Here is a 26756-nt window from a genome sequence, read left to right as displayed (position 1 = left end):
ACGCCCGCGTTCTGCACAACTGAAAGCACCCCGCACCAGGCGATTCCGCGGCACGAGCTGCCTTCGCTTGTTCTGGAGCAGACAGAACCGGCGGAGCACCGTGTCGCCAGCCCGGCGATGCGCTGCGCGGAAGAGCGCCCGGCGCCAGGCGCGGCGCCCGCGGCGCCCGCGGCGCCAGGCGCGGCGCCCGCGCAACCGGAAGCACCCCGCGCCACGGGGTTCCGCAGCGCAACGTGCTCGTGGTTGTTCGTGAGCAGACGGAACCGTCGATGCACATCGCCGCCGGCCGGCCTGAGCGCCACCGCCCCCGCCGGACGGGAGGCGCGTGACCGGGCCGCCACGCGCCTCCCGTCCGGCCGGTCTGTTGCACGCGCGGTATACCAAGCCGTAGCATCGGCTCACCGCACCACCCCCACCGGGCCACGACTGCCACCACCGGTCTGCCCGCGGCGAGCGCTCCACCGATGCAGCCCTGGCCGTCCGCAGCCTGCACCGCACCACTGGATCCGCCCGTGAACCCCTCCTCCTTCGGTCTCCACGACCCTGCCCGCGAGTCGAGCGACTGCGGCGTCGGCTTCATCACGCGCCTCGACGGCACCGCCTCCCACGACGTGATCGTGCGCGGCGACGAGGCGCTCTGCGCCATCCCCCACCGCGGCGGCAAGTCCGCCGAGGGCGTCGGCGACGGCGCGGGCGTGAGCATCGACCTGTCGGTGGAGTTCTTCAGCGCGATCACCGGCGAGACCCTGCGCGCCGGACACTTCGGGGTCGCGAACTGCTTCGTGCCGTCGGACGCCGACGAGCGCGCCGACGCCGAGCGGGTCGTGACGGCGGCGATCGAGCACGAGGGCCTCGTGCTCCTGCTCGTCCGTGACGTCCCGGTCGACCACTCGGTCGCGCGTCCCGAGGCCGAGCAGTACCAGCTGCCGATCGTGCAGTGGGTGTTCCGGGCCCCCGAGCACTGGACCCGCACGGAGGTCGACGCCGCGGCGAACCGCGCCCTGCTGGCGGTCGAGGCCGCCTCGTACACCCGCGCCACCGAGGAGCGCGCCCCGCACGCCGCCCTGTACCCGCTCTCGCTCAGCGCCCGGACGCAGGTCCTCAAGGGCCGGCTCAACTCCGGCGAGGTGATCGGGTACTTCACCGACCTCCGTGACCCGCGGCACTCCGTCCGCACGCTCTACTTCCACACCCGGTTCTCGACGAACACCGAGCCGCACCCGACGATGGCGCAGCCGTTCCGCCTGATGGCGCACAACGGCGAGCTCAACACGGACCGCAAGAACCGCCTGTCCGACGAGGCCTCGGCCCGTGCCCGCACGCGGAGCATCGTCCGACCGCCCGGGCAGTCGGACTCCAGCCGACTCGACCAGACCCTGCAGAGCCGCGTGTTCGACGACGGGCTGGACATCGTCGAGGCCGTCGTCACCCTCATGCCGCCCGCGTGGGAGAACGACCGCACGCTCACGCCGGCCGTGCGCGACATGCTCGAGTACCACTCGCTCTACGAGGAGAAGAACGACGGGCCCGCCGCCGTGATCTTCAGCGACGGCGACGTCGTCGGCGCCCGCCTGGACCGACTGGGGCTGCGGCCCCTGCGCACGACGCAGACGGCCGAGTACCTCATGGTGGCGTCGGAGTCCGGCCAGGTGACCTTCGCGCCGGACGAGGTCGTGCACCGCGGCCGCATCGAAGCCGGCGGCATGCTCGTCGTCGACCACCGCACGGGCTCGGTCCTGCGCACCCGCGAGGCACTCGAGGCCCTGGCCGCACGCCGGCCGTACGGCGCGCTGCTCGACGCCGCCCGCGTGGAGCTCGACGCCCTGCCCGCCCCGGCGTACGAGCGGGGCACGGACACCCTCGGCTACGACGGCGACCTGTCCCTCGCCGGCCGGTACGTGGCGTACTCGCTGAACCAGGAGAGCTTCCGGTTCATGCTCGACCCGATGCTCGCGAACGGCTCCGAGCGCATCTCGGCGATGGGCTACGGCACCGCGATCAACGCCCTGAGCGACACCGAGGGCGGCATGGCGAAGTACTTCTCGCAGCGCTTCGCCCAGGTGACGAACCCGCCGCTCGACTCGATCCGCGAGGCGGACGGCATGTCGATGCGTGTGGCACTCGGCGCCAAGCTCGAGGCGCACGGTGGGGACGCGGCGACCACGCCGACCCGCCAGATCGTCGTGCAGTCCCCCGTGCTCGGGCACCTCGACATGGTGCGCCTGCGCGACCAGACCGTCGTCCCGCTCGAGCGCTTCGACATGCTCTACGTGCCCGTCCCCGACGACGAGCACGCGAACGCCGACGCCGTCCGCTCGGCGGTCACGGCCCTGTGCGACGCCGTCGAGGCCTTCGCCCGCACCACCGGCGGCATCGCGGTGCTGACCGACCGCGCGGTGTCCTCGACGCACGCGCCCCTGCCGGTGATCCTCGCCGTGGCCGCCGTCAACCAGCGGCTCATCGAGGCCGGACTGCGCCTGCGGCTGTCGATCGTCGCGGAGTCCGGCCAGCTGCCGTCGTCGCACCACGTGGCGACCGCCCTCGGCTTCGGGGCGTCGGCCGTGTACAGCCTGTCGGCACGGCTCCGCGCGGAGCAGCAGTACCCCGCCGACGCCGCGCCCGCCGGCGAGCGCACCGCGACCGACCTCGCGCTCGCACGGTTCCGCAAGGCCGCCGAGAAGGCCCTCGCCAAGACGATGGGCCGCGTCGGCCTGTGCACCGCGGAGAGCTACATCGGCGGCGAGTTCTTCGAGCCGAACTACCTCGACACCGGCGACGACCTGTTCGCCCGGGTCTTCCCGCACATGCAGGCCCCGGTCGGCGGTGTCGGATTCGCCCGCATCGCCCAGGCGGCGACCGAGTGGCACGAGCGCGCCCGCTCCGTGCAGACCGAGGCGCAGGTCCCGCTGCTCGGCCTGTTCAAGGAGCGCTCCGACGGCGCCGGCCACTCCTTCGGCGTCGCGAGCGTCCGCGGCTTCGGCGGCATGACCGAGGAGCGCCCGGCCTTCGAGCGCGCCGGTGACTCCGAGGCCCTGCGGCTGCTCACCCTCGGGCAGCTCGACGACGCCTTCGGCATCACCGACACCGCGTACCGGAACACCGGGTACGACCGGCTGAGCGACGCCGAGATCGACGCGCACCGCATCACCCCGGGCTACGTCACGTTCCTGCAGACCACGCACGACGAGCGCTCGCGCCGTCCCGCGGCACTCCGCGACGTCCTCGCGCTGCCCGCCGACGTCACGGGCACCGACGAGGCCGAGGACTTCGCCCGGGAGCTCGGCCGCTTCTCGACGAGCGGCAACGCCAGCATCACGGTGCGCGGCCTGTCCGGCTCGCGTCCGTCGGACGACGGCGACCAGCCGGGAGGCCCGGTGCGGTTCCGCCTGGAGCTCACGTCGACGGGGACCACCGGTGCACTGCGTCACCGGGCCCTCGCGGACGGCCTCGCGCTGCTGCACCCCGGCCAGGTCGACGTCGACGCCGTCGACGACGACCAGGTGACGCTCCGCGCCACCGGCTCCGCCGTCGCCCTGCTCACCCTGCTCGTCAGCGCCCCGGCGAGCCTCGACCTCGACGCGGTCCAGCCCGCGCACGAGATCACCCGCACCCTGGCGTCCGGCGCGATGAGCCACGGCGCCCTGGTCGCCACCGCGCACGAGGCCGTGGCGCACGGCACGAACATGGTCGGCGGCATGTCGAACTCCGGCGAGGGCGGCGAGCACCACTCCCGCTACGGCACGATCCGCGGCTCCCGCATCAAGCAGTTCGCGTCGGGCCGGTTCGGCATCTGGGCGGGCTACCTCGCCGACCCGATGCTCGAGGAGCTCGAGATCAAGATCGGCCAGGGCGCCAAGCCCGGCGAGGGCGGCCAGCTGCCCGCGCCGAAGGTGACGGTCGACATCGCCGCGGCCCGCGGGGGCACGCCGGGCGTCGAGCTCATCTCCCCGCCGCCGCACCACGACACGTACTCGATCGAGGACCTCGCGCAGCTCATCCACGACTGCAAGGCCGCCCGCGTCCGGGTCGTCGTGAAGCTCGTGTCCTCCGAGGGCATCGGCACGATCGCGGTCGGCGTCGCGAAGGCCGGGGCCGACGTCATCAACGTCGCGGGCAACACCGGTGGCACCGGCGCCGCCGCGGTCACGAGCCTGAAGTACGCGGGCCGCTCCGCTGAGATCGGGGTGGCCGAGGTGCACCAGGCCCTCGTCGCGAACGGCCTCCGGCAGAAGGTCACGCTCCGCTGCTCGGGCGCCCACCAGACCGGCTCCGACGTCGTCACGAGCGCGCTGCTCGGCGGCGACTCGTTCGAGTTCGGCACCACCGCGCTCATGATGCTCGGCTGCGTCATGGCGAAGAACTGCAACGTGAAGTGCCCGGCGGGCCTCACCACGAACGCCGAGGCCTTCGAGGGCGACCCCCGTGCCCTCGCGCAGTACCTGCTCAACATCGCGCACGACGTCCGGCAGATCCTCGCGCGCCTGGGCCTGCACTCCCTCCGCGAGGCACGCGGCCGCACCGACCTGCTCCAGCTGCTCGACCACCCGTCGAGCGTCGGCCGGCTCGACGTCCGGAACCTGCTCGCGCAGGTGCCGGAGAAGGTCGTGACCGACCCGGAGTACCTCGAGAAGGACTACCGGACCGACGACGCCCTGATCGAGCGGGTCCGCGCCGCCCTCGTCGACGGCCACGAGCACACGCTCGTCGTCGACGGCGTGCACCTCGGCAACGCGGACAAGTCGGTCGGCGGGCAGCTCGGCATCGACGTCGAGCGGATCCTCAACCACGAGCTGCGCGGCGTCGACCTGTCCGCACACCCGGCGATCGCCACCGACGACCGGGGTCGACGACGCCTGGTCGACGGCGCGGTCACGATCCGCACGAGCGGGTCCGCCGGACAGTCCTACGGCGTCTTCACGAACGACGGCGTCACCCTCGAGCACACCGGCACCGCGAACGACGGGGTCGGCAAGAGCCAGTCCGGCGGCCGCATCGTCGTCCGTGCCCCCGGCGGCGGCAGCGCCGAGCGGGGCGGGAACGTCCTCGTCGGCAACTTCGCGCTGTTCGGCGCGACCGGTGGTCGCACGTTCGTCGAGGGCGAGGCAGGCGACCGGTTCGCGGTGCGCAACTCCGGCGCGAGCGCGGTCGTCGAGGGCCTCGGTGACTTCGGCTGCGAGTACATGACGGGCGGCGCGGTGCTCAACCTCGGCGGCTTCGGCAAGGGCCTCGGCAACGGGATGTCCGGCGGGTTCCTGTACCAGTACGACCCGTCGGGCGAGGTGGTGGACCGGGCGAGCACCGACTCGCTCCTGGTGTTCCCGGTGACCGAGACCGAGCGCGGCGCGTTCCACGAGGCGGCCGCCCGGCTGCTGCTCGAGTGGCACCTGGAGGCCACCGGCTCCGCACTGGCCGCGCGCCTGCTCGCCGAGTGGGAGACGGCCCGCGAGCACGTGTTCGTCGGCATGCCGCGCGCGCTCCTGCTCACCCAGGACGCCGACGCGATCCTCGCCGCGGCGACCCGCTCCGAGCTCCTCGACGAGCTCGCGTCCTCCGTCGCCACGGACAAGCTCCGCGCGTTCAAGACGGACTACCGCGACCGCCGCACCGTGCTCGACGGGCGTGCCCCGGCGCTGGGCGACCAGGGCGAGGACACGTTCTCGCTGCTGTCGTCGTACACGGTGCTCGGCGTCGCCCAGGACGTCGCACGCGAGCGCGTGCCCGGCGCCTCGGCGGGCGACCCCCGGCTCGGCGAGGCGGTGCGGAACCTCGTGCTGACCGAGGACTTCCAGGTGAAGCAGCGCGTCGTGAAGTACCTCCGCGGCACGCTCGACGCCTTCGCCGACGACGAGCTCGCGACCCTCATCGCCGTCAAGCGGCTCGACGACGCCAAGCGGGCGTTCGCGCAGCGGAACAACCGCAGCTCGGACGCACCCGGCACCACGGGGTGGATCATGCACCAGAACGCCAAGAACGACGGCCGCCGACGTGCCGCCCGGTTCGACGAGCTCCTGGCGACGGCGGCCCTCGAGGACATCGCACGCCGCGCCGTGCCCGCGACGGCCGAGGCGGTGACGGCATGACGAACCTGCCGCCCACCGGGTCGCTCATCCCGGTCGACGCACCGTTCTCCGCCGCGCAGGAGTCCTGGCTCGCCGGGTTCCTCGCGGGCATCGCCGCCGCGGGGAAGCGCTCAGCGTCCCCCGCCCCGACGACGACCGTCGACGTGCTCTTCGGCACCCAGACGGGCAACGCGGAGCTCCTCGCCGAGGACCTCGTCGCCGGCGCCCGGGCACGCGGGCTCGGCGGTCGGGCCACCCCGCTCGACGCCGTCTCGCCGGAGGAGCTCGCGGGCATGTCGCACGTGCTCGTCGTGACCTCGACGTACGGCGAGGGCGAGATGCCCGACAACGCCGGCCTCTTCTGGGAGGCCCTGCAGGCCACGACCGTGCCGCGGCTCGAGGGCCTGCGGTACGCGGTCCTCGGGCTCGGCGACACGAGCTACGACGAGTTCTGCCAGGCGGGCAAGCTGCTCGACCTGCGCCTCGAGCAGCTCGGCGCGACACGGGTCCACGACCGCGTCGACTGCGACGTCGACTACGAGGACCCGGCCGCGCTGTGGAGCGCCGCCGTCCTCGACCGCCTGGCCGCCGAGGCGGGCGCGACCGGAGCGCCCGTGGGGTCGGGCGCGACCACCGGCACGACCGTGACCGGCGGGGCGGGCGTGAGCCGTGCCTCCCGGCCGGGCGCACAGTGGAACAAGCGCAACCCCTACCCGGCGCGGCTCGTCGAGAACCGCCTGCTCTCGTCACCGGGCAGCGCGAAGGAGATCCGGCACCTCGAGTTCGACCTCGGCGACTCCGGAATCACGTACGCCGCCGGTGACGCCCTCGCGGTCGTGCCGCACAACGACCCGGCGCTCGTCGACCGGCTGCTCGAGCACCTCGGAGCCGACGGCTCCGCGCTGTTCGACGGGCGGCCGCTGACCGAGGTCCTGCGCGTGGACCGGGAGATCCGGACGCCGTCGAAGGACCTCGTCGCCGACCTCGTGCAGCGGGCACCCGCGTCGGAGCTCGCGGCCGTCGTCGCCCACGGCGACAAGCAGGAGCTCGACCGGTGGCTCTGGGGCCGCGACGTCCTCGACCTGCTGCGGGACGCCGGCGACGCCGCCCCGTCGCTCGACGAGCTGCTGCGGAACCTCCGCGGCCTGCAGGCGCGGCAGTACTCGATCTCGTCGAGTCCGCTCGCGCACCCGGACCGGGTCCACCTGACGATCGCGAGCGTCCGGTACGGCGACGCCCGACGCACGCACGGCGGGGTCGCCTCGACGTACCTGGCCGACCGCGTGCGCGCCGACGGCGAGGTGGGCGTGTACCTGCAGCCGAACGCGGCCTTCGGGGTCCCCGCGGACGACTCGGCGCCGATGGTCATGATCGGCCCGGGCACCGGCGTCGCACCGTTCCGCGGGTTCCTGCACGAGCGGGCAGCCTCGGGTGCGACCGGTCGCAACTGGCTGTTCTTCGGCGACCAGCACCGGGCGACCGACTTCGTGTACGAGGACGAGCTGACGGCGTTCCGCGAGTCGGGCGTGCTCGACCGGCTCGACCTGGCGTTCTCGCGGGACCAGGCCGAGAAGGTCTACGTCCAGACGCGGATGCGGGAGCAGGCCGCGGAGCTGTACCGGTGGCTCGAGGAAGGGGCGTCCGTGTACGTGTGCGGTGACGCCTCCCGGATGGCGAAGGACGTCGAGCAGGCCCTGCTCGACGTGGTCGCGGGTCAGCGCGGGCGCGGTGACGACGACGCGCAGGCGTACCTGGCGGACCTGCGGCGCGGCGGGCGCTACGTCCGCGACGTGTACTGAGGCGCCGGCGGGTCCCGGCCTGCCCGGTCAGGACGGGCGTACCCGGTCAGAACGGGCGTACCTGATCGACCCGAACGGTCAGGTACGCCCGATCTCACCAGGCATCACACGCGTGATGGGAAGGAACGGGCGCCCCGGCCGCCCGCCGGAGGGGGAACGACGGCCGGGGCGCGGGAGGGCGCACCGTCACCCGGTGACGGCCGGCGCGTCCGCATCGTCGTCGACGAAGAAGTCCGAGTACAGCGTGCACCCGTCCGGCTCGACGAGGAGGCCCCTGATCCAGACCTCGTGCCGACCCCCCGCGGCGACGACCGTCCCGACACGGTCGTCGTGCGTGCTCTCCGTCGCGGACATGCGGTTCCCTCCCCCACGGTCCCTGCGTCGCGGCGCCCTGTCGCCGTCTCGGGGACGCACGGACCCGCGGTACCGGCAGGCTACGGAGACGATCCCGGCCCCGGGTACCCGTTGACCCGGGAGCCGCGGCGTGCTACTCGGTGTCGCCGGCGGTGGACGACGGCACACCACCCGGCACCACGGCCTGCGACCACGCCGAGTCGTCGGCCGTGCTCGTGTCCGGCGGCTCCGGCGTCAGCACGAGCCCCGCTCCCGACGTCGCGGCGGCGTACAGGTCCTCGAGCCAACTGCGGTTGATGGCGGGCACGCGACTGCCGCCGAACGTGAAGCGCAGGCTGACGTTCGGGTGGAGCCAGATCGAGCTCCGCCCGTCGCCGTGCAGCACGTCGTCCTTCCAGGAGAACACGAAGCGGTGGTCCCGCCGGAGCATGTTCACGATGACGATCTGCAGGTGTGTGAGTGCGCGGTCGTCGACCCGGAGGTCGAGCACCTCGCCGTCGTAGATGAGCTGACCCATGAGGATCCTTCTACACCTGGCCGGTTGTCGCGACCCGACCGATCGACGGACGGGAGGCGCGTGGCGACCCCGCCACGCGCCTCCCGTCCGTCCGCGACCGCGTCGGGCGGCCGCCGGTCGCTCAGCCCCGACCGGTCGCCTCGTAGTGCCGCGCTCCGCCGCGCACCCCCGCGAACCGGTACGGCGCGGTGGTGACCCGGGGACGCTCGACGTCCACGCTCGTCGCCGCTCCGGCGGCGTGCAGCTCGCGGTAGGCGTCGACGGTCAGCGGTTCGCGTGCGTCGAGCAGGGCGCGCACGCGGCCCTGGCGACGGTGGTCGCGGTGGTCGGGTCGGACGATCCCGGTGATGAGCTCCCCGACGCTGCCCGAGCCGTAGCTGAACAGGGCGATCCGCTCCCCCGCCAGGTCGTCGTCGAGGTCGAGGAGCGCCGCGAGGCCGATCCAGAGCGACGCCGTGTACGTGTTGCCGGTCTGCTTGTTGTAGGTGAAGCCCACCGCGAGCTCGGACTCGTCGAAGGGCGCCCCGACGTGCTGCGTGAGCTTCCGGTGCGCCTTGAGCGCCATCTTCGTGAACGGCTGGTGGTGCACGAAGCGCACGATGTCCTCGTACGCCGGGCCGCCCTGCGCGGCCAGGTCGTCCCAGGCCCCGACGAAGGCGTCGACGTAGGCGCTCACCGACAGCCGGCCGTCGACGAGCGCGGTCGACCGGTCGTTCGGCCGCCAGAAGTCGTCGACGTCCGCGGTGAAGACGCCCGCGGCCGGTTCGATCTCGACGAGGTCGGGGTCGGCGGACACCAGGATCGCGGCGGCACCGGCGCCCTGCGTGGGCTCGGCGGCGGTGTCGACGTCGTAGCGCGCGACGTCGGCGGCGATGACGAGCACGCGCTCGTGCGGGGCGCGGGCGATGATGCCGAGGGCGAGCTGCACGGCGGCGGTCCCGCCGTAGCAGGCCTGCTTCAGCTCGACCACGCGGACGTTGTGCGGCAGGCCGAGCAGCCCGTGCACGTAGACGCCGGCGGCCTTCGACTGGTCGACGCCGGACTCGGTCGCGAAGAGCACCGTGCGGATGCCCTCGACGCCGTGGCGGTCGATGACCTCCTTCGCGGCGGCGGCGCCCATCGTGACGATGTCCTCGTCGGGGGCGGGCACGCTGAAGGCGTCCTGCCCGATGCCGACGTGGTACTTGGCCGGGTCGACGCCGAGGCGCTCGGCCAGGTCGTCGAGCTCGAGCACGTGGTGGCCGGTCGCGATCGCGATGTCGTGGATGCCGATGCCGCTCATGCCGCACCTCCTGCGGGCTTGGCTCCGCGGCGCTCCATGGCGACGTGCGCCGCCATGAGTTCCCCGGGGTTGGTCTGCGCGGCGAGCAGGGACAGCTCGCCGCAGAGCACCGTCGCCGCGCACAGGGCGGCGAGGCGTCGGGCGTTGGCACCGGGCTCACGGTCCTCGCGGCAGCCGAGGCGCACGAGGGCGTCCTCGACGACGGGCAGGTCGCCGCCCTTGCCGTTGCCGACCGTGCCGACGATGAGGTGCGGCAGCGCGGTGGAGAAGTACAGGTCGTCACCGCGGGCCTCGGCGTAGGTGATGCCCTGCGAGCCCTCGACGATGTTCGCGGCGTCCTGCCCGGTGGCCAGGTAGAAGCCGAGCAGCATGTTCGCGTAGTGCGCGTTGGCGGAGCGCAGGGCCCCGGCGATGGTCGAGCCGACCAGGTTCTTCGCGACGTTGAGCTCGGCGATCTTCGCCGGCGTGGATCGCAGACGCTTCTCGACGATCTCACCCGGGATGACGATCTCGGCGATCGTGTTCCGACCGCGCCCGCGGATGCCGTTCACCGCGGTGGCCTTCTTGTCCGTGCAGAAGTTGCCCGAGACGCTGACGTACCGCAGCCCCGGCTCCCACGCGAGGATCGCCGGCAGCAGCTTGTCCGCCGCCTGCGTCACCATGTTGTGCCCGGACGCGTCACCCGTGGTGAACGCGAAACGCAGGAAGAGCAGGTCGCCGACGATCTCGGGGTGCACCTCGATGAGCTTCGCGAAGCGGCTCTGCCCGGCGACGAGCTGCTCGAGCTCGTCCTGCCGCGCCAGGATGCGGCCGGCGGCGATGTGCGCGGCGGCGGCGCTGTCGGCCTTCACCACGACGGAGCGGGTCATGCGCTCGTCCACGACGGTCGCGACGATGCCGCCCTCGACCATCCGTGACACACGGGCACCGCGACCGACGGACGGCCACAGCGGCGACTCGTACGTCGCGAGGGGCACCTCGTGCTCGCCCTCCACGACGTTGCCGCTCACGCGGATCGGCCCCACCCACCTCGTGGGGATCGGGGTCAGCAGGTCGGTCATTCGACGCTCCCTTCGGGTGCTTGCACCGCGACGCTGAGGTGTCTGATGTCGTGCGCCTCCCAGGCGCGGTGGATGCCGGCGAGGTCGGTGTCCGCCGGGACGAGCGCGATGCCGCAGTCGCCACCGCCGGCACCGGACGGCTTCGCCGCCCCGCCGGCCGACTCGACCACGTCGCACAGGGTGGCGAGCCGCTCGGTCTCGATCTGCGAGCCGACCGAGGTACCGAGCCGCTGCAGGAGCGTGCGGGCACGGCGCAGGGCGTGGAGCGTCGTCGCCGCGTCGCCGGTCTGGAGGCCCGTGGTCAGGTCGTCGACGCAGGCGCGGCTGTCGTCGAGGAACGCCTGGTACCCGCCGTTGCGGTGCTTCCGGACCACGCTGACGAGCTTCGTCGTCGACGCCGGGGAGCCGGTCCAGCCGACGAGGAGCTCGAGGTCCGCGGGTGCCGGCAGGCGCTGGACGTCGAAGCCCGACCACGCGTCGGCGTCGGCCAGGACGTCGGTCACCGAGTGGTGGTCGAGCACGCCCGCGAGCCGCTCGCGGTCCGGCGCGCTGTAGCGGAGCCAACCGCCGAACGTGCTCGCGGCGAGGTCGCCGCCGGACGCCCGCGGGTTGACCCGGATGGTGGCGAGCAGGGCGACCCGGAAGCGGTCGCGCTGCGAGAGGCCGATGCCGTAGAAGCGGTCGAGCGCACCGACGGTGGCCACGGTCACGGCGGCCGACGACCCGAGCCCGAACTTCCGGCCGCTGGCGTCGTCGAGCTGGCTCTCGATCCGCAGGTCGTGGAAGCGCGGGGCGATCCCCCGTTCGGCGCGGAGCTTCTCGACCAGGTCGATCGTCGCCATCACGTAGTCGTAGGGGTGGTGCTCGCGGTCGAGCGCCAGGCCGTCCTCGTCGCGGGTCCAGGTGAGCGGGAGGTGCCCGTACTCCTCGGAGTGCACGCTGCCCGCGCCGTGTCCCTCGGCGACGCGGGCGGTGATGGCCCGGTCGAGGGCGATGAGCACGGACGGCTGCCCGGGCTCGACGACGGCGTACTCGCCCGCGACGAACAGCTTGCCGTGGGCGCGGAACTCGATCACTCGGCGGTCTCCTCCGGTCGGACGGCACCCGCTCCGGGTGCCTCCGTCCCTTCGGAGCGGACCACGCGCGCGCCTGGTCCGGTGCCCGACTCGATGACCTCGCCGAGCCCGCCCAGCGCGGCGGCGACCGCCCCGCGGTCCTCGGGCTTCGTGAGCACGACCACGTTCGGGCCGGCGTCGGCCGTGGCGTACGCCTCGGTGCCCGACGCCCGCAGCTCGGCGACCGCGTCGAAGACGGCGACGCTGCGGGCGTTCAGGTAGCGGATGGGCGGGAAGGCGCCCTCGATGGTGGCGTGCATGCGGAGGGCGTTGCTCTCCGCGAGCTCACCGATGCGGGTGAAGTCCCCCGCGGCGCAGGCGTCGAGCATCTCCCCGACGGTCTCGGTCGTCGACGTCACCCACGCCGGGTAGAACGGCGAGGTCGCGATCGTGCGTCGCATCGCCTCGCGCGATCCGATCGCCTTCTCGCCGGCGGAGATCGTCACGACGACCATGGCCATCGGCGGTGCGGGGATGCGCTCGGCGTACGAGCCCTGGTCATCCCCGGCGTGCCAGACCGACACCCCGCCCGGGATCGACCGCGTGGCGGAGCCGGAACCGCGACGGGCCAGGCGGGAGAGGTCGCGTTCGGACAGGTCGAGTCCGTACGCGGCGGCGGCGGCCGTCGCGAGGGCCGCGAAGCCGGAGGCGCTCGACGCGAGTCCCGCGCCCGTGGGCACGGTGTTCACCGTCTCGACCTGGGCGTGCGTCGTCGAACCGGCGAGGTCGCGCACGAGCTCGAGGAACTGCTGCGCCCGGACCAGGGCACCCTCCGGTGCCGCGGTGCCGTTGAGCACGAGGGAGTCCGCGGTGGCCGAGCCGTCGAGCGTCACGGTCGTCGTCGTCGGGAAGACGTCGAGGCCCATCGACACGCTGCCGGTCGCGGGCAGGGCGAGCTGCGCGTCGGCCTTGCCCCAGTACTTCACGAGCGCGATGTTGGGGTGCGCGACGGCGGTGGCGGTCATCAAGCGCGGGCTCCGATCGTGGTGGTCCAGGTCTCCGTCGCGCCGGCGTCGCGGAGTGCGGCGGCCACGCGGTCGGCGTGCTCCCCGTCCGCGACGAGCGCGAGGACGCATCCGCCGCGCCCACCGCCGGTGAGCTTCGCGCCGAGGGCGTCCGCACGGCGTGCGGCGTCGACGAGCCGGTCGAGGTCCGTGCTCGACACGTCGAGTTCGGAGAGCAGTTCGTGCGCGGCGTCCATCGTGGCACCGAGGGCCTGGGCATCGCCATCCACGAGCGTCCCCCGTGCGCGTCGGGCGAGGTCGCCGATCGCCGCGACGACCGCGTCGACGGCCTGCGGGTCGCGGTCGTGTCGTTCGCGGACGGCGGTCACGGCCTCGCGCGTGTGGCCCGGGACACCGGTGTCGGCGACGACGAACGTGAAGGCGGCGCCGAGCGGCACGGGCTCGACGAGGCCGTCCTCGAACCAGACGGGGACGTCCGCCACGACCCCGCGGGCGTCGAGGCCGGACGGCCGACCGTGCGCGACGCGCTCGCACTCCTGCACGAGCTCGTGGTGCTCCTCGGGGTCGAGCGTGCGCCCGAAGACGTCGGCCACGGCGGCGGTGACGGCAGCGGCGACCGCGGCGCTCGAACCCATCCCCCGCGCGGTGGGGACGGCGCTGTCGACCCGGACGTGCAGGTGCTGGTCAGGGACCCCGAGGTGGCGCAGGGTGGCGGTGACGGCCGTCACCGTCGGCAGGACGGCCGCGGGCGCGGTGTCGAGCGGCCCGGTGTGCACGGTCGACTCGAGCCGGCTGCCGGCGTCGGGCTCCACGGGCGTCGCGGTCGCCGTGACCCGGACGTCGAGCACGGGGAGCACGAGCGCGGGTACGCCGTACACCACGGCGTGCTCGCCGATCAGGATCGTCTTGCCGTGGGACGACGCGGTCCCGGTGCGGAGGGGGGTTCCGGCTCCGGGGATCGCGGTGCTGTCGGTGTCGTGGTTGGTCATCGTGGCTCGCGTCAGCCTATCCGGAGCCACCGACCCGGCGTGCGACGCGCACATCGCCGATCGGCCGGTTGAGTTGTGCACAACCTGGTTGCGTGCAACACTGACGACATGCCGGTGACTGACGAGATGGTGTGCTTCTCGCTCTACGCGGCGTCCCGGGCGACCACGCAGGCGTACCGCGCGCTGCTCGAGCCCTGGGGACTCACGTACCCGCAGTACCTCGTCCTCGTCACGCTGTGGATCGAGGGCGACCAGACCGTCTCGGGCCTCGGCGACCACCTGCAGCTCGACTCGGGCACGCTCTCTCCGCTCCTCCGCCGGATGGAGCAGGCAGACCTCGTCCGCCGCGAGCGTCGGAGCACCGACGAGCGCATCGTCACCGTGACCCTCGGCGCACGCGGCCGGTCGATCCGTCCCGAGCTGGCACACGTCCCCGCGGCGATCGCGGCCGGCATGGGCCTGCACGACGAACGGTCGGCGCTCGAGCTCATCGCGACCCTGCAACGGCTGACCGCCACGATGCACGCGGCGGCACCCGCGCCCGCGCGCCGAGGCTCGCCCTAGCGGACAGTTTCGCGGCCCCCGAGCCGCGAAAGTGTCCGCCGAGCCGAGCCTCGGCGCCGCCGCAGCACCGGCCCACTGACCCCCACGAAGGAAGGAAGGACCCCACATGGACGTCCTCTACACCGCAGAAGCGCTCTCCACGGGCGAGGGCCGCAACGGCCACGTCGCCACCAGCGACGGCCGCGTCGACCTCGACATGGCGATCCCGAAGGACATGGGCGGCTCCGGCAACGGCGCGAACCCCGAGCAGCTCTTCGCCGCCGGCTACGCCGCATGCTTCCACTCCGCACTGCAGGGCGTCGCCCGTGCGCAGAAGGTCAAGGTCACCGACTCGTCCGTCGGCGGCCGCGTGCAGATCGGCCCGAACGGCCAGGGCGGCTTCCAGCTCGCCGTCATGCTCGAGGTCGTCATCCCCGGCATGGAGCACGACCAGGCGCAGGCCCTCGCGGACGCCGCGCACCAGGTCTGCCCGTACTCGAACGCCACGCGCGGCAACATCGACGTCACCATCGTCGTCTCGGAGGACTGACCCGTGACCGACACCACCCCCACCACCATGCGCGCCGTCGTCCACGAGACCTTCGGTGAGCCCGCCGACGTCCTGACCGTGGCCGAGCGCCCGGTCCCGCAGCCGGGCCCCGGGCAGGTGCTCGTCCGCACGGTCCTCTCCCCCATCCACAACCACGACCTGTGGACCATCCGCGGCACCTACGGCTTCAAGCCGGACCTGCCCGCCGCCAGCGGCACCGAGGCACTCGGGGTCGTCGAGGCGCTCGGCGAGGGCGTCGACCGCCTGCAGGTCGGCCAGCGCGTCGCCGGCGGCACGTTCGGCGTCTGGGCCGAGTACTACGTCGCCGACGCCGCCGGGCTCGTCCCGGTGCCGGACGCGATGCCCGACGAGGCCGCGTCGCAGCTCGTGTCGATGCCGTTCAGCGCCATCAGCCTGCTGCACTCGCTCGACCTGCACGAGGGCGACTGGATCATCCAGAACGCCGCGAACGGCGCCGTCGGCCGCATGGTCGCGCAGCTCGGGAAGGCCCGTGGCATCAACGTCATCGGCCTGGTCCGTCGCGCCGAGGGCGTCGAGGAGCTCCGCGAGCAGGGCATCGACCGCATCGTCGCCACCGACTCGGAGGGCTGGCAGGACCAGGTCCGCGAGCTCACCGGTGGCGCCCCGATCGTCGCCGGCGTCGAGTCCGTCGGCGGGAAGGCCGCCGGCGACATCGCCTCGGTCATGGGCGAGAACGGCACGCTCGTCGTCTTCGGCGCCATGGCGTCGCCGACGCTCGAGATCCCGTCGGGCAAGGTCATCTTCGGCCAGCTCACCGTCAAGGGCTTCTGGGGCGCGGTCGTCAGCAAGACCATGCCCGCCGAGCTCAAGGGCCAGCTCTTCGGCGAGCTCATCACGCGCGTGCTCGACGGCTCGCTGACGCTCCCCGTCTCGGAGACCTTCGTCTTCGAGGACGCGCGCGCCGCGGCCCGTGCCAGCGACACCGCCGGCCGCGTCGGCAAGGTGCTGCTGCGCCCGTAGCGCGAGCAGACGACGGACGGGAGGCGCGGTGCCAGCTGGCACCGCGCCTCCCGTCCGTCGTCACATGGCTTCCTTGAGCCCCCGCCGTACCAGCCAGGCGTTCACCGGGTAGGAGCACACGAAGCCGGCCACCATCGCGAGCTGCATGGCGACCCAGAACTCGGGCGTCAGCACCCCGACCCGGCCGCCGAACAGCGACGGGAAGACCGCGAACTGCCACACCGCCATCAGGCCGTACATGCCGACCTGCCACGCGGTGATGCTGAGGGTGTCCGCCTTGAGCGCGGCGACGAGCCCGTCCCGCAGGCCGAGTCCGCGCATCGGCGCGATCGACCAGTACTGGAACACGATCCCGAGCGCGAAGGCGATGACGAAGTCGACGACCCACCCGGCGACGATGCGGTCCTGGTAGAGCGTGCCGAGCCCGACGAGCGTGCCGAGCGCCGGGACCGCGACCAGCCCGAACTCCCCGACGAGGTCGCCGAGCGCACACCCCGCGCCGCAGTGACTGGTGTCGATCGCGGTCCCTGCCCAGCGCCCGTGTCCGTCGACCGTCGCGCGCCCCCGGCGCAGGTAGAAGACCAGCCAGACGACGCTGCCGAAGAGCATGGTGAGCGGCCAGACCAACGCCATCACCCGCATGCGCGGCGGGTGCCGCACCACGTCCACCGCGACGAACACGGCACAGCCCACGGCGACCACGAGCACCAGCGCACAGACGACCGTCAGGGCCGTCGGCAGGTCGTCCACCTGCAGTTCCGCCACCGAGCGCCTCCGTCCGTCGTTGTCCCGCGACAAGTGACGAGCGTAGCGACGGATGGATGAGCGGTACCGGTGCGCACGACGGACGGGAGGCCCGTGACGGATCCGCCACGGGCCTCCCGTCCGTCGTGCGGCCGGTCTAGCGGCGCGCCTGCTTCGCGGGGACCGTGAAGATGTTGCCGGTGGTGACGCCCTCCTCGACCTCCTCGAGGGTGCGCCCACGGCTCTCGGGCACGAACCGCCAGATGAACAGGAGCGCGAGGACCCCGACGGCGGCGAAGCCGAAGAAGGTGCCCGTGATGCCGGTGGCGGCGACGATGGTCGGGAAGTACAGGCCGAGGAAGGCGTTCGCGATCCAGAGGCAGAACACCGCGATCCCCATGCCGAGCGCGCGGATCTGCGTCGGGAAGATCTCGGACAGGACGACCCACACCGCGATGTTGAGGAAGGTCTGCATCGAGCCGACGAACGCGACGACGAGGAACAGGATCACCCAGGGGCGGGCGGGGTTGCCGGACACGAGCACCATCGAGGCGATCCCGATGAGGAAGTGGCAGACGGTCGTCAGCGAGAACCCGATGATGAGCGTCGTGCGGCGGTTGATGCGCTCCATGTTCGCGATGGCGATGAAGCCACCGATCACCGCGATGACACCGGGCGCGATGTTGGCGATGAGTGCCGCCTGCTCCTGGAAGCCCGACTCGATGAGCACCGTCTGGCCGTAGTACATGATCGAGTTGATGCCGGTGAGCTGCTGCGCGACGCCGAGCCCCGCACCGATCAGGACGATGCGGATGAGCCACTTGTTGCCGAGCAGCACCCGCCACCCGCTCTCCTGCTGGACCTTCGCCTCGATGTCGTTGGTCCGCTTGATGTCCTCGAGCTCCGCGGTCGCGCGCTCCTCGGAGCGGATCTGCGCCAGCACCGACCGAGCCTCGCCGTACCGCCCCTTCGACGCGAGCCAGCGCGGCGACTCCGGCACGCGGAGCATCCCGACGAAGAGCGCGATCGCAGGCAGGGCGCAGACGGCGAGCATGACGCGCCAGACGCCGTTGCCCTCGCCCCAGAGGCTGCCGATGACGGCGTTCACGACGAACGCGGCGAGCTGACCGATGACGATCATGAGCTCGTTGCGGCCGGAGAGCGACCCGCGGATCTCGTACGGCGCGAGTTCGGCCAGGAACACCGGCACCACGGTCGACGCCCCGCCGACCGCGAGACCGAGGAGCACCCGGCCGACGACGATGACCCCGAAGGACGGGGCGAACACGCAGATCAGGGTGCCGACGAAGAACGTGACGGCGAGCAGGATGATCGTGCGGCGACGACCCCACCCGTCGGCGATCCGACCGCCGAGCATCGCCCCGATGGCGGCACCGAAGAGCAGGGAACTCGTGACCACGCCCTCGGTGATCGTCGTCAGCCCGAGCTCCTCGGTCATCGGGCGGAGGGCACCGTTGATCACGCCGGTGTCGTAGCCGAAGAGCAGGCCCCCGAAGGTCGCCACGAGGGCGAGCACGCCGAGGCGGCGGCGGTGCGGCCCCTCGCCGACCGGGGGCAGTGCGACGCTCGGTTGCGTCGGCTTGATGTCGACCATTCGGATGACTCCTTCGTCGGGTGATCGCGCGTCTTCGCGTGAGCCGATCGTAACCCGAATCCATGTCCTGTCAATTGGACATTCTGACTACCTGACTTTTGGACCGGTCCACGAAACGCCTGGTCAGAGCGGGAGCGCTCCAAGTGCGTCTCGGGCGCTCGCCTTGTCCCTGCCGCCTGCGACCCCGGGACACCGCGGTCGCGGTGGTGCGGACCCCGGGTCAGCCGGTGGCGTCGTCGCTCCGGTGGCCGCCCCGGCCGTCACGGTCCTCGCCCCGGCCGTCGCGGCCGTCGCGGTCGTCACCGAGCACGTCGCCCAACGAGGCCATCCCGGCCCCGTGGTCCGTGTACCGACGGACCGTCCGACGGGCGGCGGCTCCGGCGGCACCGCCGAGCGCGGGATTTCGTCGCGCGGCGTCCGCCACACGTCCGGCGTGGCCGGCGGTCGACAGCAGGACGTTCGCGAGCGCCCGTGCCGCCCCCGCTTCGGGGACGCCGGTGACCGTCCAGGCGCTCCGGAGCTGCTCGTCCGGTGTCACACCGCGCCGCGTGCCCATCCGGTGCCAGTCCGACAGCGCACCCTCGGTGCGCTCGGCCGCACGCTCGACCTCGCCGGCACGGCGGCGCTCGACGGCCCGGACCGCGTCGGCGGCGGCCTCGTCGGTCCCGAGGCGTCGGCCCTCGACCGCGTCCGCACGACGACGGGCGGCCGTGTCGTCACCGCCCGCCTCGGCGATGCGCGCGGCGTGGGCGGCGGCTGCGGCGGCGAGGATGTCGTGACGGTCCATGCCTCGACGGTAGCCGCTCGGGCCGACACGTACGTCCCCGGACACACGGGCCGACCGGGCCGTCGAGACCGGGGTCGTCCCGCGCTACGCTCGACAACCGAGGGGGAATCATGATCCGAACCGTCGCGACCGGTGCTGCCGCTCTGGTCACCGTCGTCGCACTGTCCGGGTGCTCGCTGTTGCGCGGGTCCGACACGGCGCTCCCGGCGCCCTCGGACCCGCCGACGGCGAGCCGCTCCGCTGCGCCGACCCCCTCTGCCACACCCGACGCGGCATCGGAGGGCGACCTCCTCGAGGCATCGGCCACCCCGCGGGCTCCGACCCCGGTCGCCACCGAGGCCACCGTGCCCGACCCCGTGCTCACGCCCATCCCGGCGGGCACCGTCCTGACCGAGGGTGACGTCGCCTCGCCGAAGGGCAGCATCCACTTCCACTACCGCGTCGTCGCGGACGGGGACGACACCTTCACGGCGCAGTACTCTGGCGTGACGTCGACACTGCCCGTGCCGATCGACGTCGGCTTCTTCGAGCGCGAGCGGCAGGTCGGCGACGGCCTGACCTACCGCGGCGTCGGCGACGACGTCCTCGGCGGCCCGACCTCGTCGCCCCTGGCGAAGTCGGTGCCGCTCGACGGGTCCGGCGTCGACCCGTCCGGGCTCGTCACCCTCGTGGTCTCCTCTGCCGCGCAACCAGGCCAGGCGGACGTCCCGATCGAGATCGGTGCGGACAAGGTGCTCGCGGTCACACCGGTCCGGTGGTCGGTGCCCGCGCGGCAGACGAACGTGCACCCGGTGGACGGGGGCGCCCGCGCGAACGCCGCCGGACCGGTCACCGCGACGACGGGCTCGGGCGCACCGCGGACCTACACGGTCGCGCGCAACGACCTGATCGGCGACGTCGCCGCGCGCTTCGGCATCAGCGTGAAGGCGCTCGTCTGGTGCAACGAGGGCGTCCAGGTCTTCGGCGACGACCAGTACCTGTACGAGGGCACGTCGCTCAACCTCGACCCGCTCGCGCGCTGAGCGCGCGGCGCGCGAGCCTCGGCACTGCGGACAGTTTCGCGGTCCGTTGATCGCGAAACTGTCCGCAGAGCCGAGACTCGGGCGGCGCCGCCCCGCGGCCAGCGCGACCAGACGACGGACGGGAGGCGCGGGGCCAGCCGGCACCGCGCCTCCCGTCCGTCGTGGGGGTGCGTGACTACTCGCCGCGCAGCTCCAGGTACTTGGCGATGAGCGCCATGGTCGACGAGTCCTGCGACGCGAGCGCGTCCTGGTCACCGTCGACGGCCGGGGCGATCTGCAGCGCGAGCTGCTTGCCGAGCTCGACGCCCCACTGGTCGAACGAGTCGATGCCCCAGATGGTGCCCTCGGTGAACACGATGTGCTCGTAGAGCGCGATGAGCTGGCCGAGCACGCTCGGGGTGAGCTCCGGCGCGAGGATCGACGTCGACGGCTTGTTGCCCGTGAAGGTGCGGGCCGCGACGATCCCCTCGTCGGTGGTGCCCTCGGCGCGGACCTCGTCGGCGGTCTTGCCGAACGCGAGCGCCTTCGTCTGCGCGAAGAAGTTCGCGAGGAACAGGGCGTGGACGTCCTGGCCCGGCTGCACGGCCTTCCCGTCGCCGGACTCGTCCTTCAGCGGACGAGCGGGCTTCGCGACCGTGATGAAGTCCGCCGGGATGAGCCGCGTGCCCTGGTGGATGAGCTGGTAGAACGCGTGCTGGCCGTTCGTGCCCGGCTCGCCCCAGAAGACCTCACCCGTGTCGGTGGTGACCGGCGTGCCGTCCCAGCGGACGCGCTTGCCGTTCGACTCCATCGTGAGCTGCTGCAGGTACGCGGCGAAGCGGTGCAGGTACTGCGTGTAGGGCAGGACCGCGTGGCTCTGCGCACCGAGGAAGTTCGTGTACCAGACGTTGAGCAGGCCCATGAGGACGGGGACGTTCTGCTCGAGCGGCGTGGTGCGGACGTGCTCGTCGATCGCGTGGAAGCCCGCGAGGAACTGCTGCCAGTTCTCCTTGCCGATGGCGATGACGACGCTCGTGCCGATGGCCGAGTCGACCGAGTAGCGGCCGCCCACCCAGTCCCAGAAGCCGAAGGCGTTCTCCGGGTCGATGCCGAACGCGGCGACCTTGTCGAGCGCGGTCGAGACGGCGACGAAGTGCTTCGCGACGGCGTTCGACTTCTCGTCGTCGCTCGCGTCGGTCAGGCCGAGCTCCGCCCACAGCCACTGGCGGGCCAGGCGCGCGTTCGTCAGGGTCTCGAGGGTGCCGAAGGTCTTCGACGCGACGATGAAGAGCGTGGTCTCGGGGTCGAGGTCCGCAGTCTTCTCGTAGATGTCCGCGGGGTCGATGTTCGAGACGAAGCGCGCCTCGAGCCCGGCCTGCACGTAGGGCTTGAGGGCTTCGTAGACCATGACCGGGCCGAGGTCCGAGCCGCCGATGCCGATGTTGACGACGGTCTCGATGCGCTTGCCCGAGACACCCGTCCACTCGCCGGAGCGGACCTTCTCGGCGAAGACGTAGACCTTGTCGAGCGTGGCGTGCACGTCGGCGTCGACGTCCTGGCCGTCGACGACGAGCGCCGGCTCGATGCCCTCCGGACGACGGAGTGCTGTGTGCAGCACGGCGCGGTCCTCGGTGACGTTGATGTGCTCACCGGCGAGCATCGCCTGGAAGCGCTCGGCGACGCCGGCGTCCTTCGCGACCTGGAGCAGCGCGGCGAGGATGTCGTCGTCGACGAGGCCCTTCGACAGGTCCACGGTCAGGTCGGCGGCCTGGAACGTGTAGCGCTCGGCACGGCCGGGGTCGCTGTCGAACCAACCGCGCAGGTCGGGGGTGAATCCGTCGGCGATGCCGGCGAGCTTCTTCCAGCCGTCGGTCGATGTGGGGTCGACGGGAGCGGATTCGGTCACTTCGGTCCTCCTGGGTACCTTCTGGACGTACTGGACCGCGGGTCACCGCAGCGCTGCGTCGCGGACCACGTCCGAGCGTAGTGCCGCGGCGGTGTCCCCGCGCACAGGGCCGCGGAGTCCGGTCAGGGCGTGGGCGCGAAGCGACGCAACCGCAGGCTGTTCGTCACGACGAACACCGACGAGAACGCCATCGCCGCACCCGCGAGCACGGGGTTGAGCAGCCCCGCCATGGCGAGCGGGATCGACGCGACGTTGTACGCGAACGCCCAGAACAGGTTGCCCCGGATCGTCCGGAGGGTCGCCCGCGAGAGCCGGACGGCGTCGGCGACGACGGTCAGGCGACCGTTGACGACGGTGATGTCGCTCGCCGCGATCGCCGCGTCGGTGCCAGCACCCATGGCGATGCCGAGGTCCGCCGCCGCCAGTGCCGCGGCGTCGTTGACCCCGTCGCCGACCATCGCGACGCTGCGCCCCTCGGTCTGCAGCCGGCGGACGGTGTCGAGCTTCGACGCGGGCGTGGCCCGTGCGTGCACCTCGTCGATGCCGACCGCCGCGGCGACGGCGTGGGCAGCCCCCTCGTTGTCGCCGGTGAGCAGGACGGGACGGAGCCCGAGCGCGACGAACCGGCGCACGGCCTCCGCCGCCTCGGGCTTCACGGTGTCGGCCACGACGACCGCGCCGAGCACGCCGCCGCCCCGCGCGACGAGGACCGCGGTCCCGCCGCCCGCCTCCGCCGTGGCGACCTGTGCGGCCAGCGGCTCGGGCACGGTCAGGGCCCACGCCTCCGCGAGCCACCGGGCGGTGCCGACGACGACGACCTCGCCGTCGACGACGGCCTGCACGCCCGCCCCCGGCGCCGCGGTGAACTGCTCGGCGCCGGGCACCGCGAGGCCCTGCGCGCGGGCGGCTCGGACGACCGCCCGCGCGACCGGGTGCTCCGAGCCGTCCTCGGCCGCGGCCACCACGGCGAGCAGCTCGGCGTCGCGGAGACCGGCACCGGGAGCGGCCAGCACGGCGTCGACCCGCATCTCGCCGGTCGTCACCGTGCCGGTCTTGTCGAGCACGACCGTGTCCACGCCGCGCGTGCGTTCGAGCGCCTGCGGACCGCCGATGAGGATGCCGAGCTGCGAGCCGCGCCCGGTCCCGACGAGCAGGGCGGTCGGCGTCGCGAGCCCGAGCGCGCAGGGGCAGGCGATGATGAGCGTCGCCACGGCGGCCGTGAACGCGGCGGTGAGCGAGCCGCCGACCACGAGCCACCCGACGAAGGCGAGCACCGCCAGGCCGATGACGATCGGCACGAACACCGCGGACACCCGGTCGGCCAGCCGCTGCACGGCGGCCTTGCCGGTCTGCGCGTCCTCGACGAGGCGAGCGGTGCGGGCGAGCTCGGTGTCGGCGCCGACGGCCGTGACCACGACGACGATCCGACCGCCCTGGTTGATCGTCGCGCCGGTCACGTGTCCACCGGGGCCGACCTCGACCGGCACCGACTCCCCCGTCAGCATGCTGCGGTCGACGGCCGACGACCCCTCGCGCACGACGCCGTCGCTCGGGATCCGCTCGCCGGGTCGCACGACGACGACGTCGCCGACGACGAGGGACGCCGCCGGAACCCGGGTCTCGACGGGGCCGGTGGGGCCGTCGCGCAGGACGGACGCGTCCTTCGCGCCGAGCTCGAGCAGGGCGCGGAGGGCAGCGCCGGACTGCTGCTTCGCGCGGGCCTCCATGTACCGGCCGGCGAGGATGAACACGGTCACGGCGGCGGCGACCTCGAGGTACAGGTCGCTCGCCTCGGGGTCGGTGGCGAACCACGAGAAGGCCATGTGCATCCCGGGCCGCCCGGCGTCGCCGAGGAACAGCGCGTACAGCGACCAGCCGAACGCGGCGAGGACGCCGACGCTGACCAGCGTGTCCATGGTCGCGGCACCGTGTCGGGCGTTCACCCACGCGGCCCGGTGGAAGGGCAGGGCGCCCCAGACCGCGACCGGGGCCGCGAGGGCGAGTGCCGCCCACTGCCAGTTCGGGAACTGCAGGACCGGCACCATCGACAGCAGCACGACCGGCACCGCGAGGACCGCGGACACGACGAGCCGCTGGCGCAGGGGCGCGGCGGGGTCGACGGCATCGGCCTGGTCCGTGGCGTCCGCGCCGGCCGGCGGCTGCGGCAGGCGCACCGTCGCGCCGTAGCCGGCCGCCTCCACCGCGGCGACGAGCGCGGCGGGGTCGATCGCGTCCGGGTCCGTGACGGACACCTGTGCCTGCTCGGTCGCGTAGTTCACGGTCGCGCTGACGCCCGGCAGCTTGCCGAGCTTCCGCTCGATGCGGTTCGCGCACGAGGCGCAGGTCATCCCCGTGATGTCGAGGTCGACGACGCCGTCGGTCACCGGGACACGACCTCGTACCCCGCCTCCGCGATCGCGCCGCGGAGGGCCTGGTCGTCGAGCGGGTGGTCGGCGGTGACGGTCACGGTCGAGTCGCCGCCCGGCACGAGGTCCACGGCGACGTCGGTGACGCCGTTGAGCTCGGACACCTCCTCGGTCACGCTCGTCACGCAGTGCTCGCAGGTCATCCCGGTCACGGCGATGGTCTCGGTGGTCATGGTGTTCCTTCCGGTCGGTGTGGGTCCGTGGACGTCTCGGTGACTAGGAGCGGACGAGTCGCGCGATGGCGTCGCTCGCCTCGCGCACCTTCGCGTCGGCGGCGTCCCCGCCCTCGGCGACGGCCTCCGCGACGCAGTGGCGCAGGTGGTCCTCGAGCAACGAGAGCGCGACGCGTTCGAGCGCTCGGTTCGCCGCGGAGATCTGGGTGAGGACGTCGATGCAGTAGGTCTCGTCCTCGACCATGCGCGCGATGCCGCGCACCTGCCCCTCGGCCCGACGCAACCGCTTGAGCAGGTCGTCCTTGTCGTCGATGTACCCGACGTGTGCGTGTTCCTGCATCCCGACCTCCGGTGTCGACAACAGGGTACCCCCACGGGGTATTCCGGGAGCGGTGGCGCTGCACCGGTGATCCGTGACGGACGGGAGGCACGCGGCCGGGCCCGCCACGCGCCTCCCGTCCGTCGCCCCCTCCACTCGGGGGCGGTGCGCTTAGCGGACAGGGCTGGCATGATGCGCAGATGGGCTCCTCGACGACGCACGGCTTCCGCCGGCTGCGCTTCACCGAGGACGACGGCGTCGACTACGCGCGCATCTTCTCGGCCGAGGTGAACGGACGCGACCTCGGGTCCGACACCTTCGTGACCGACGGCACGCGGTACGAGTACACGATCGTCGGCGACGAGGACGTCACGCTCCGCACCATGCGCTCCGAGAACGGTCGCCGCGGCGGGGTCATCGCGCCGCGGACCGACCACGTCGTCTTCTGGCTCACCCGGGGCCGGCTCGAGATGCACTTCGCCGACCGCACCCGCGTGATCGAGCCGGGCAGCCCCTACATCGCCTCGGCGTCCGAGGCGTACCGGTTCGTGTCCGCGGACACGGTCTACAACGGCCTGCACCTGGCGGACCCGTTCCTGCGGTCCGTCGGCGAGGAGCTCGGCTACCGCCTGCCGGACGGACCGCTCCTGTTCGACCAGCAGGACGCCACGGTGGCGCAGCGCGAACCCCTGCGGCGCCTCGTGCAGGACCTCGCCCCGGCGCTGCTCGACGACCGGGTGGTCGGGCCGATGCGCACCGCGCTCAACCGCCGACTGGCCGTCGTGGTGCTCGACACCTTCCCGATCCGCAACCGCGGCGAGGACGTCCCCGTCGCGAACCGGCTGCGGGACGCCATCCGGTACATCGAGGCGCACGCCGACGACCGGCCGTCCGTCCCGGAGATCGCCGAGGCGTCCGGGCTCAGCCAGCGCGGGCTGCAGGACGTGTTCGCCCGGACGCTCGGCACGACGCCGAACCGGTTCCTGCGGGACCACCGGCTCGACTGCGTCCGCCGTGAGCTGCTCCGTGCGGCCGGCGACGACGGCGTCACCCCGGTCGCGCGACGATGGGGGTTCACCAACCCCGGTCGGTTCGCCGCCGCCTACCGGGACCGCTTCGGCGAGGACCCGGCCGCGACCCTGCGGGCGTCACGGGCTGCGCGTCCGGAGTCCGGCCGGACGTCCTGGCGCGTCCGTCGGGCGCTCGCGCACATCGAGGCGCACGCGGGTGGCGACCTGACCGTGGAGCAGATCGCCGAGGCCGCGGGCGTGCGTCCCCGGCGTCTGCAGCAGCTCTTCCAGGAGGAGTGCGGGCAGTCGCCGATGGCCGTCGTCCGTGCCGCACGGGACGCTGCGTCGCGCAACACGACGGCCGGTTCCGGCGTCCGGCGCTGAAGCGGCTCGGTCCGGGGTACACGGAGAACCGCCGTTCTGGCACCTTTCCTGGAAGACCTCTGGAACCCGTGACCGTCGCGTGACGAACCTCGGTGTCACCCCGTCTCATCCGTGAACAGCAACCGCTGGGAACGTGTCCCGGCGGGCATCGAGAG

21 protein-coding genes are annotated in these 26756 nt (G+C 72.9%); 7 read left to right on the top strand and 14 right to left on the bottom strand.

Going from position 1 to position 26756, the window contains the following annotated elements; genetic code table 11:
* The first annotated feature begins 512 nt into the window (after positions 1-512).
* Both QUG92_RS13915 and QUG92_RS13910 read left to right on the top strand, forming a co-directional pair.
* A complete protein-coding gene (locus QUG92_RS13915; RefSeq protein WP_289459489.1) occupies positions 513-6080 on the top strand; it encodes a glutamate synthase-related protein in 5568 nt (1855 codons plus the stop codon).
* The gene (locus QUG92_RS13910) at positions 6077-7858 is read left to right on the top strand and encodes a sulfite reductase subunit alpha (RefSeq protein WP_289459488.1); all 1782 of its coding nucleotides are present in this window, start codon (positions 6077-6079) and stop codon (positions 7856-7858) included. Before QUG92_RS13915 ends, QUG92_RS13910 begins: the two co-directional genes overlap by 4 nt.
* A 186-nt stretch (positions 7859-8044) precedes the next feature.
* On the opposite strand, the gene QUG92_RS13905 is transcribed toward QUG92_RS13910, so the two are convergent.
* From QUG92_RS13905 to mvk, 7 genes are all read right to left on the bottom strand, one after another.
* Positions 8045-8212, bottom strand: coding sequence for a hypothetical protein (locus QUG92_RS13905; protein WP_182047297.1), 168 nt, complete (start codon positions 8210-8212; stop codon positions 8045-8047).
* 133 nt (positions 8213-8345) lie between these two features.
* Positions 8346-8729: a DUF7882 family protein gene (locus QUG92_RS13900; RefSeq protein WP_289459487.1), complete on the bottom strand. Its 384-nt coding sequence runs from the start codon at positions 8727-8729 to the stop codon at positions 8346-8348.
* A gap of 121 nt (positions 8730-8850) precedes the next feature.
* Positions 8851-10011 (bottom strand): hydroxymethylglutaryl-CoA synthase, encoded by a 1161-nt coding sequence (locus QUG92_RS13895; protein ID WP_289459485.1) that lies wholly within the window; start codon positions 10009-10011, stop codon positions 8851-8853.
* Entirely contained in the window at positions 10008-11072 is a 1065-nt protein-coding gene (locus QUG92_RS13890) for a hydroxymethylglutaryl-CoA reductase (RefSeq protein WP_289459483.1), read from the bottom strand. The genes QUG92_RS13895 and QUG92_RS13890 overlap by 4 nt, the downstream gene beginning before the upstream one ends.
* Complete coding sequence (locus QUG92_RS13885; protein WP_289459481.1) at positions 11069-12148, bottom strand: phosphomevalonate kinase; 1080 nt, start codon at positions 12146-12148, stop codon at positions 11069-11071. The genes QUG92_RS13890 and QUG92_RS13885 overlap by 4 nt, the downstream gene beginning before the upstream one ends.
* Positions 12145-13152: a diphosphomevalonate decarboxylase gene (gene mvaD, locus QUG92_RS13880; RefSeq protein ID WP_353063210.1), complete on the bottom strand. Its 1008-nt coding sequence runs from the start codon at positions 13150-13152 to the stop codon at positions 12145-12147. Before mvaD ends, QUG92_RS13885 begins: the two co-directional genes overlap by 4 nt.
* On the bottom strand, positions 13152-14141 hold the full coding sequence (mvk, locus tag QUG92_RS13875) for a mevalonate kinase (RefSeq protein ID WP_289459479.1): 990 nt from the start codon (positions 14139-14141) through the stop codon (positions 13152-13154). Before mvk ends, mvaD begins: the two co-directional genes overlap by 1 nt.
* A gap of 108 nt (positions 14142-14249) precedes the next feature.
* On the opposite strand from mvk, the gene QUG92_RS13870 reads away from it, so the two are divergent.
* From QUG92_RS13870 to QUG92_RS13860, 3 genes are all read left to right on the top strand, one after another.
* Entirely contained in the window at positions 14250-14705 is a 456-nt protein-coding gene (locus QUG92_RS13870; protein WP_289459478.1) for a MarR family winged helix-turn-helix transcriptional regulator, read from the top strand.
* A 106-nt stretch (positions 14706-14811) separates the two neighbouring features.
* Positions 14812-15234 carry an organic hydroperoxide resistance protein gene (locus QUG92_RS13865; RefSeq protein ID WP_069713595.1) on the top strand — a complete coding sequence of 141 codons (423 nt, stop codon included), beginning with the start codon at positions 14812-14814 and terminating at the stop codon, positions 15232-15234.
* Between the two features lie 27 nt (positions 15235-15261).
* The gene (locus QUG92_RS13860) at positions 15262-16236 is read left to right on the top strand and encodes a zinc-binding dehydrogenase (RefSeq protein WP_289459643.1); all 975 of its coding nucleotides are present in this window, start codon (positions 15262-15264) and stop codon (positions 16234-16236) included.
* Between the two features lie 60 nt (positions 16237-16296).
* Here QUG92_RS13860 and QUG92_RS13855 read toward each other — a convergent pair whose 3' ends face one another.
* The 3 genes from QUG92_RS13855 to QUG92_RS13845 form a co-directional block, all read right to left on the bottom strand.
* On the bottom strand, positions 16297-17001 hold the full coding sequence (locus QUG92_RS13855) for a DUF4396 domain-containing protein (RefSeq protein WP_289459476.1): 705 nt from the start codon (positions 16999-17001) through the stop codon (positions 16297-16299).
* Positions 17002-17137: 136 nt separating this feature from the next.
* On the bottom strand, positions 17138-18595 hold the full coding sequence (locus QUG92_RS13850; protein WP_182048057.1) for a sugar porter family MFS transporter: 1458 nt from the start codon (positions 18593-18595) through the stop codon (positions 17138-17140).
* 220 nt (positions 18596-18815) lie between these two features.
* Positions 18816-19382 (bottom strand): hypothetical protein, encoded by a 567-nt coding sequence (locus QUG92_RS13845; protein WP_289459475.1) that lies wholly within the window; start codon positions 19380-19382, stop codon positions 18816-18818.
* A 110-nt stretch (positions 19383-19492) separates the two neighbouring features.
* Here QUG92_RS13845 and QUG92_RS13840 point away from each other — a divergent pair, with 110 nt between their 5' ends.
* Positions 19493-20404 (top strand): RAD23 family protein, encoded by a 912-nt coding sequence (locus tag QUG92_RS13840; protein WP_289459473.1) that lies wholly within the window; start codon positions 19493-19495, stop codon positions 20402-20404.
* 175 nt (positions 20405-20579) lie between these two features.
* On the opposite strand, the gene pgi is transcribed toward QUG92_RS13840, so the two are convergent.
* From pgi to QUG92_RS13820, 4 genes are all read right to left on the bottom strand, one after another.
* The gene (gene pgi / locus QUG92_RS13835) at positions 20580-22289 is read right to left on the bottom strand and encodes a glucose-6-phosphate isomerase (protein ID WP_289459472.1); all 1710 of its coding nucleotides are present in this window, start codon (positions 22287-22289) and stop codon (positions 20580-20582) included.
* A 122-nt stretch (positions 22290-22411) separates the two neighbouring features.
* Entirely contained in the window at positions 22412-24673 is a 2262-nt protein-coding gene (locus QUG92_RS13830; protein ID WP_353063205.1) for a heavy metal translocating P-type ATPase, read from the bottom strand.
* Positions 24670-24888: a heavy-metal-associated domain-containing protein gene (locus QUG92_RS13825; RefSeq protein ID WP_289459471.1), complete on the bottom strand. Its 219-nt coding sequence runs from the start codon at positions 24886-24888 to the stop codon at positions 24670-24672. Before QUG92_RS13825 ends, QUG92_RS13830 begins: the two co-directional genes overlap by 4 nt.
* Before the next feature lie 43 nt (positions 24889-24931).
* Entirely contained in the window at positions 24932-25228 is a 297-nt protein-coding gene (locus tag QUG92_RS13820) for a metal-sensitive transcriptional regulator (RefSeq protein WP_069713601.1), read from the bottom strand.
* 179 nt (positions 25229-25407) lie between these two features.
* Between QUG92_RS13820 and QUG92_RS13815 the strand changes: the two genes are divergently transcribed.
* A complete protein-coding gene (locus tag QUG92_RS13815; protein ID WP_289459467.1) occupies positions 25408-26601 on the top strand; it encodes an AraC family transcriptional regulator in 1194 nt (397 codons plus the stop codon).
* Positions 26602-26756: the final 155 nt, after the last annotated feature.

Source organism: Curtobacterium citri, from assembly GCF_030362955.1.
Taxonomy (GTDB): domain Bacteria; phylum Actinomycetota; class Actinomycetes; order Actinomycetales; family Microbacteriaceae; genus Curtobacterium; species Curtobacterium citri.
This window is presented reverse-complemented; position numbering and strand designations above follow the sequence as displayed.

What these genes read in the sequence shown, in the direction of transcription:
- QUG92_RS13905 (WP_182047297.1), bottom strand. Translation starts at nt 8,212, where the DNA reads ATGTCCGCGACGGAGAGCACGCACGACGACCGTGTCGGGACGGTCGTC.
- QUG92_RS13900 (WP_289459487.1), bottom strand. Translation starts at nt 8,729, where the DNA reads ATGGGTCAGCTCATCTACGACGGCGAGGTGCTCGACCTCCGGGTCGAC.
- QUG92_RS13895 (WP_289459485.1), bottom strand. Translation starts at nt 10,011, where the DNA reads ATGAGCGGCATCGGCATCCACGACATCGCGATCGCGACCGGCCACCAC.
- QUG92_RS13890 (WP_289459483.1), bottom strand. Translation starts at nt 11,072, where the DNA reads ATGACCGACCTGCTGACCCCGATCCCCACGAGGTGGGTGGGGCCGATC.
- QUG92_RS13850 (WP_182048057.1), bottom strand. Translation starts at nt 18,595, where the DNA reads ATGGTCGACATCAAGCCGACGCAACCGAGCGTCGCACTGCCCCCGGTC.
- QUG92_RS13820 (WP_069713601.1), bottom strand. Translation starts at nt 25,228, where the DNA reads ATGCAGGAACACGCACACGTCGGGTACATCGACGACAAGGACGACCTG.
- mvaD (WP_353063210.1), bottom strand. Translation starts at nt 13,152, where the DNA reads ATGACCGCCACCGCCGTCGCGCACCCCAACATCGCGCTCGTGAAGTAC.
- QUG92_RS13825 (WP_289459471.1), bottom strand. Translation starts at nt 24,888, where the DNA reads ATGACCACCGAGACCATCGCCGTGACCGGGATGACCTGCGAGCACTGC.
- QUG92_RS13815 (WP_289459467.1), top strand. Translation starts at nt 25,408, where the DNA reads ATGGGCTCCTCGACGACGCACGGCTTCCGCCGGCTGCGCTTCACCGAG.
- QUG92_RS13840 (WP_289459473.1), top strand. Translation starts at nt 19,493, where the DNA reads ATGATCCGAACCGTCGCGACCGGTGCTGCCGCTCTGGTCACCGTCGTC.
- QUG92_RS13860 (WP_289459643.1), top strand. Translation starts at nt 15,262, where the DNA reads ATGCGCGCCGTCGTCCACGAGACCTTCGGTGAGCCCGCCGACGTCCTG.
- QUG92_RS13865 (WP_069713595.1), top strand. Translation starts at nt 14,812, where the DNA reads ATGGACGTCCTCTACACCGCAGAAGCGCTCTCCACGGGCGAGGGCCGC.
- QUG92_RS13870 (WP_289459478.1), top strand. Translation starts at nt 14,250, where the DNA reads ATGCCGGTGACTGACGAGATGGTGTGCTTCTCGCTCTACGCGGCGTCC.
- mvk (WP_289459479.1), bottom strand. Translation starts at nt 14,141, where the DNA reads ATGACCAACCACGACACCGACAGCACCGCGATCCCCGGAGCCGGAACC.
- QUG92_RS13845 (WP_289459475.1), bottom strand. Translation starts at nt 19,382, where the DNA reads ATGGACCGTCACGACATCCTCGCCGCCGCAGCCGCCGCCCACGCCGCG.
- QUG92_RS13910 (WP_289459488.1), top strand. Translation starts at nt 6,077, where the DNA reads ATGACGAACCTGCCGCCCACCGGGTCGCTCATCCCGGTCGACGCACCG.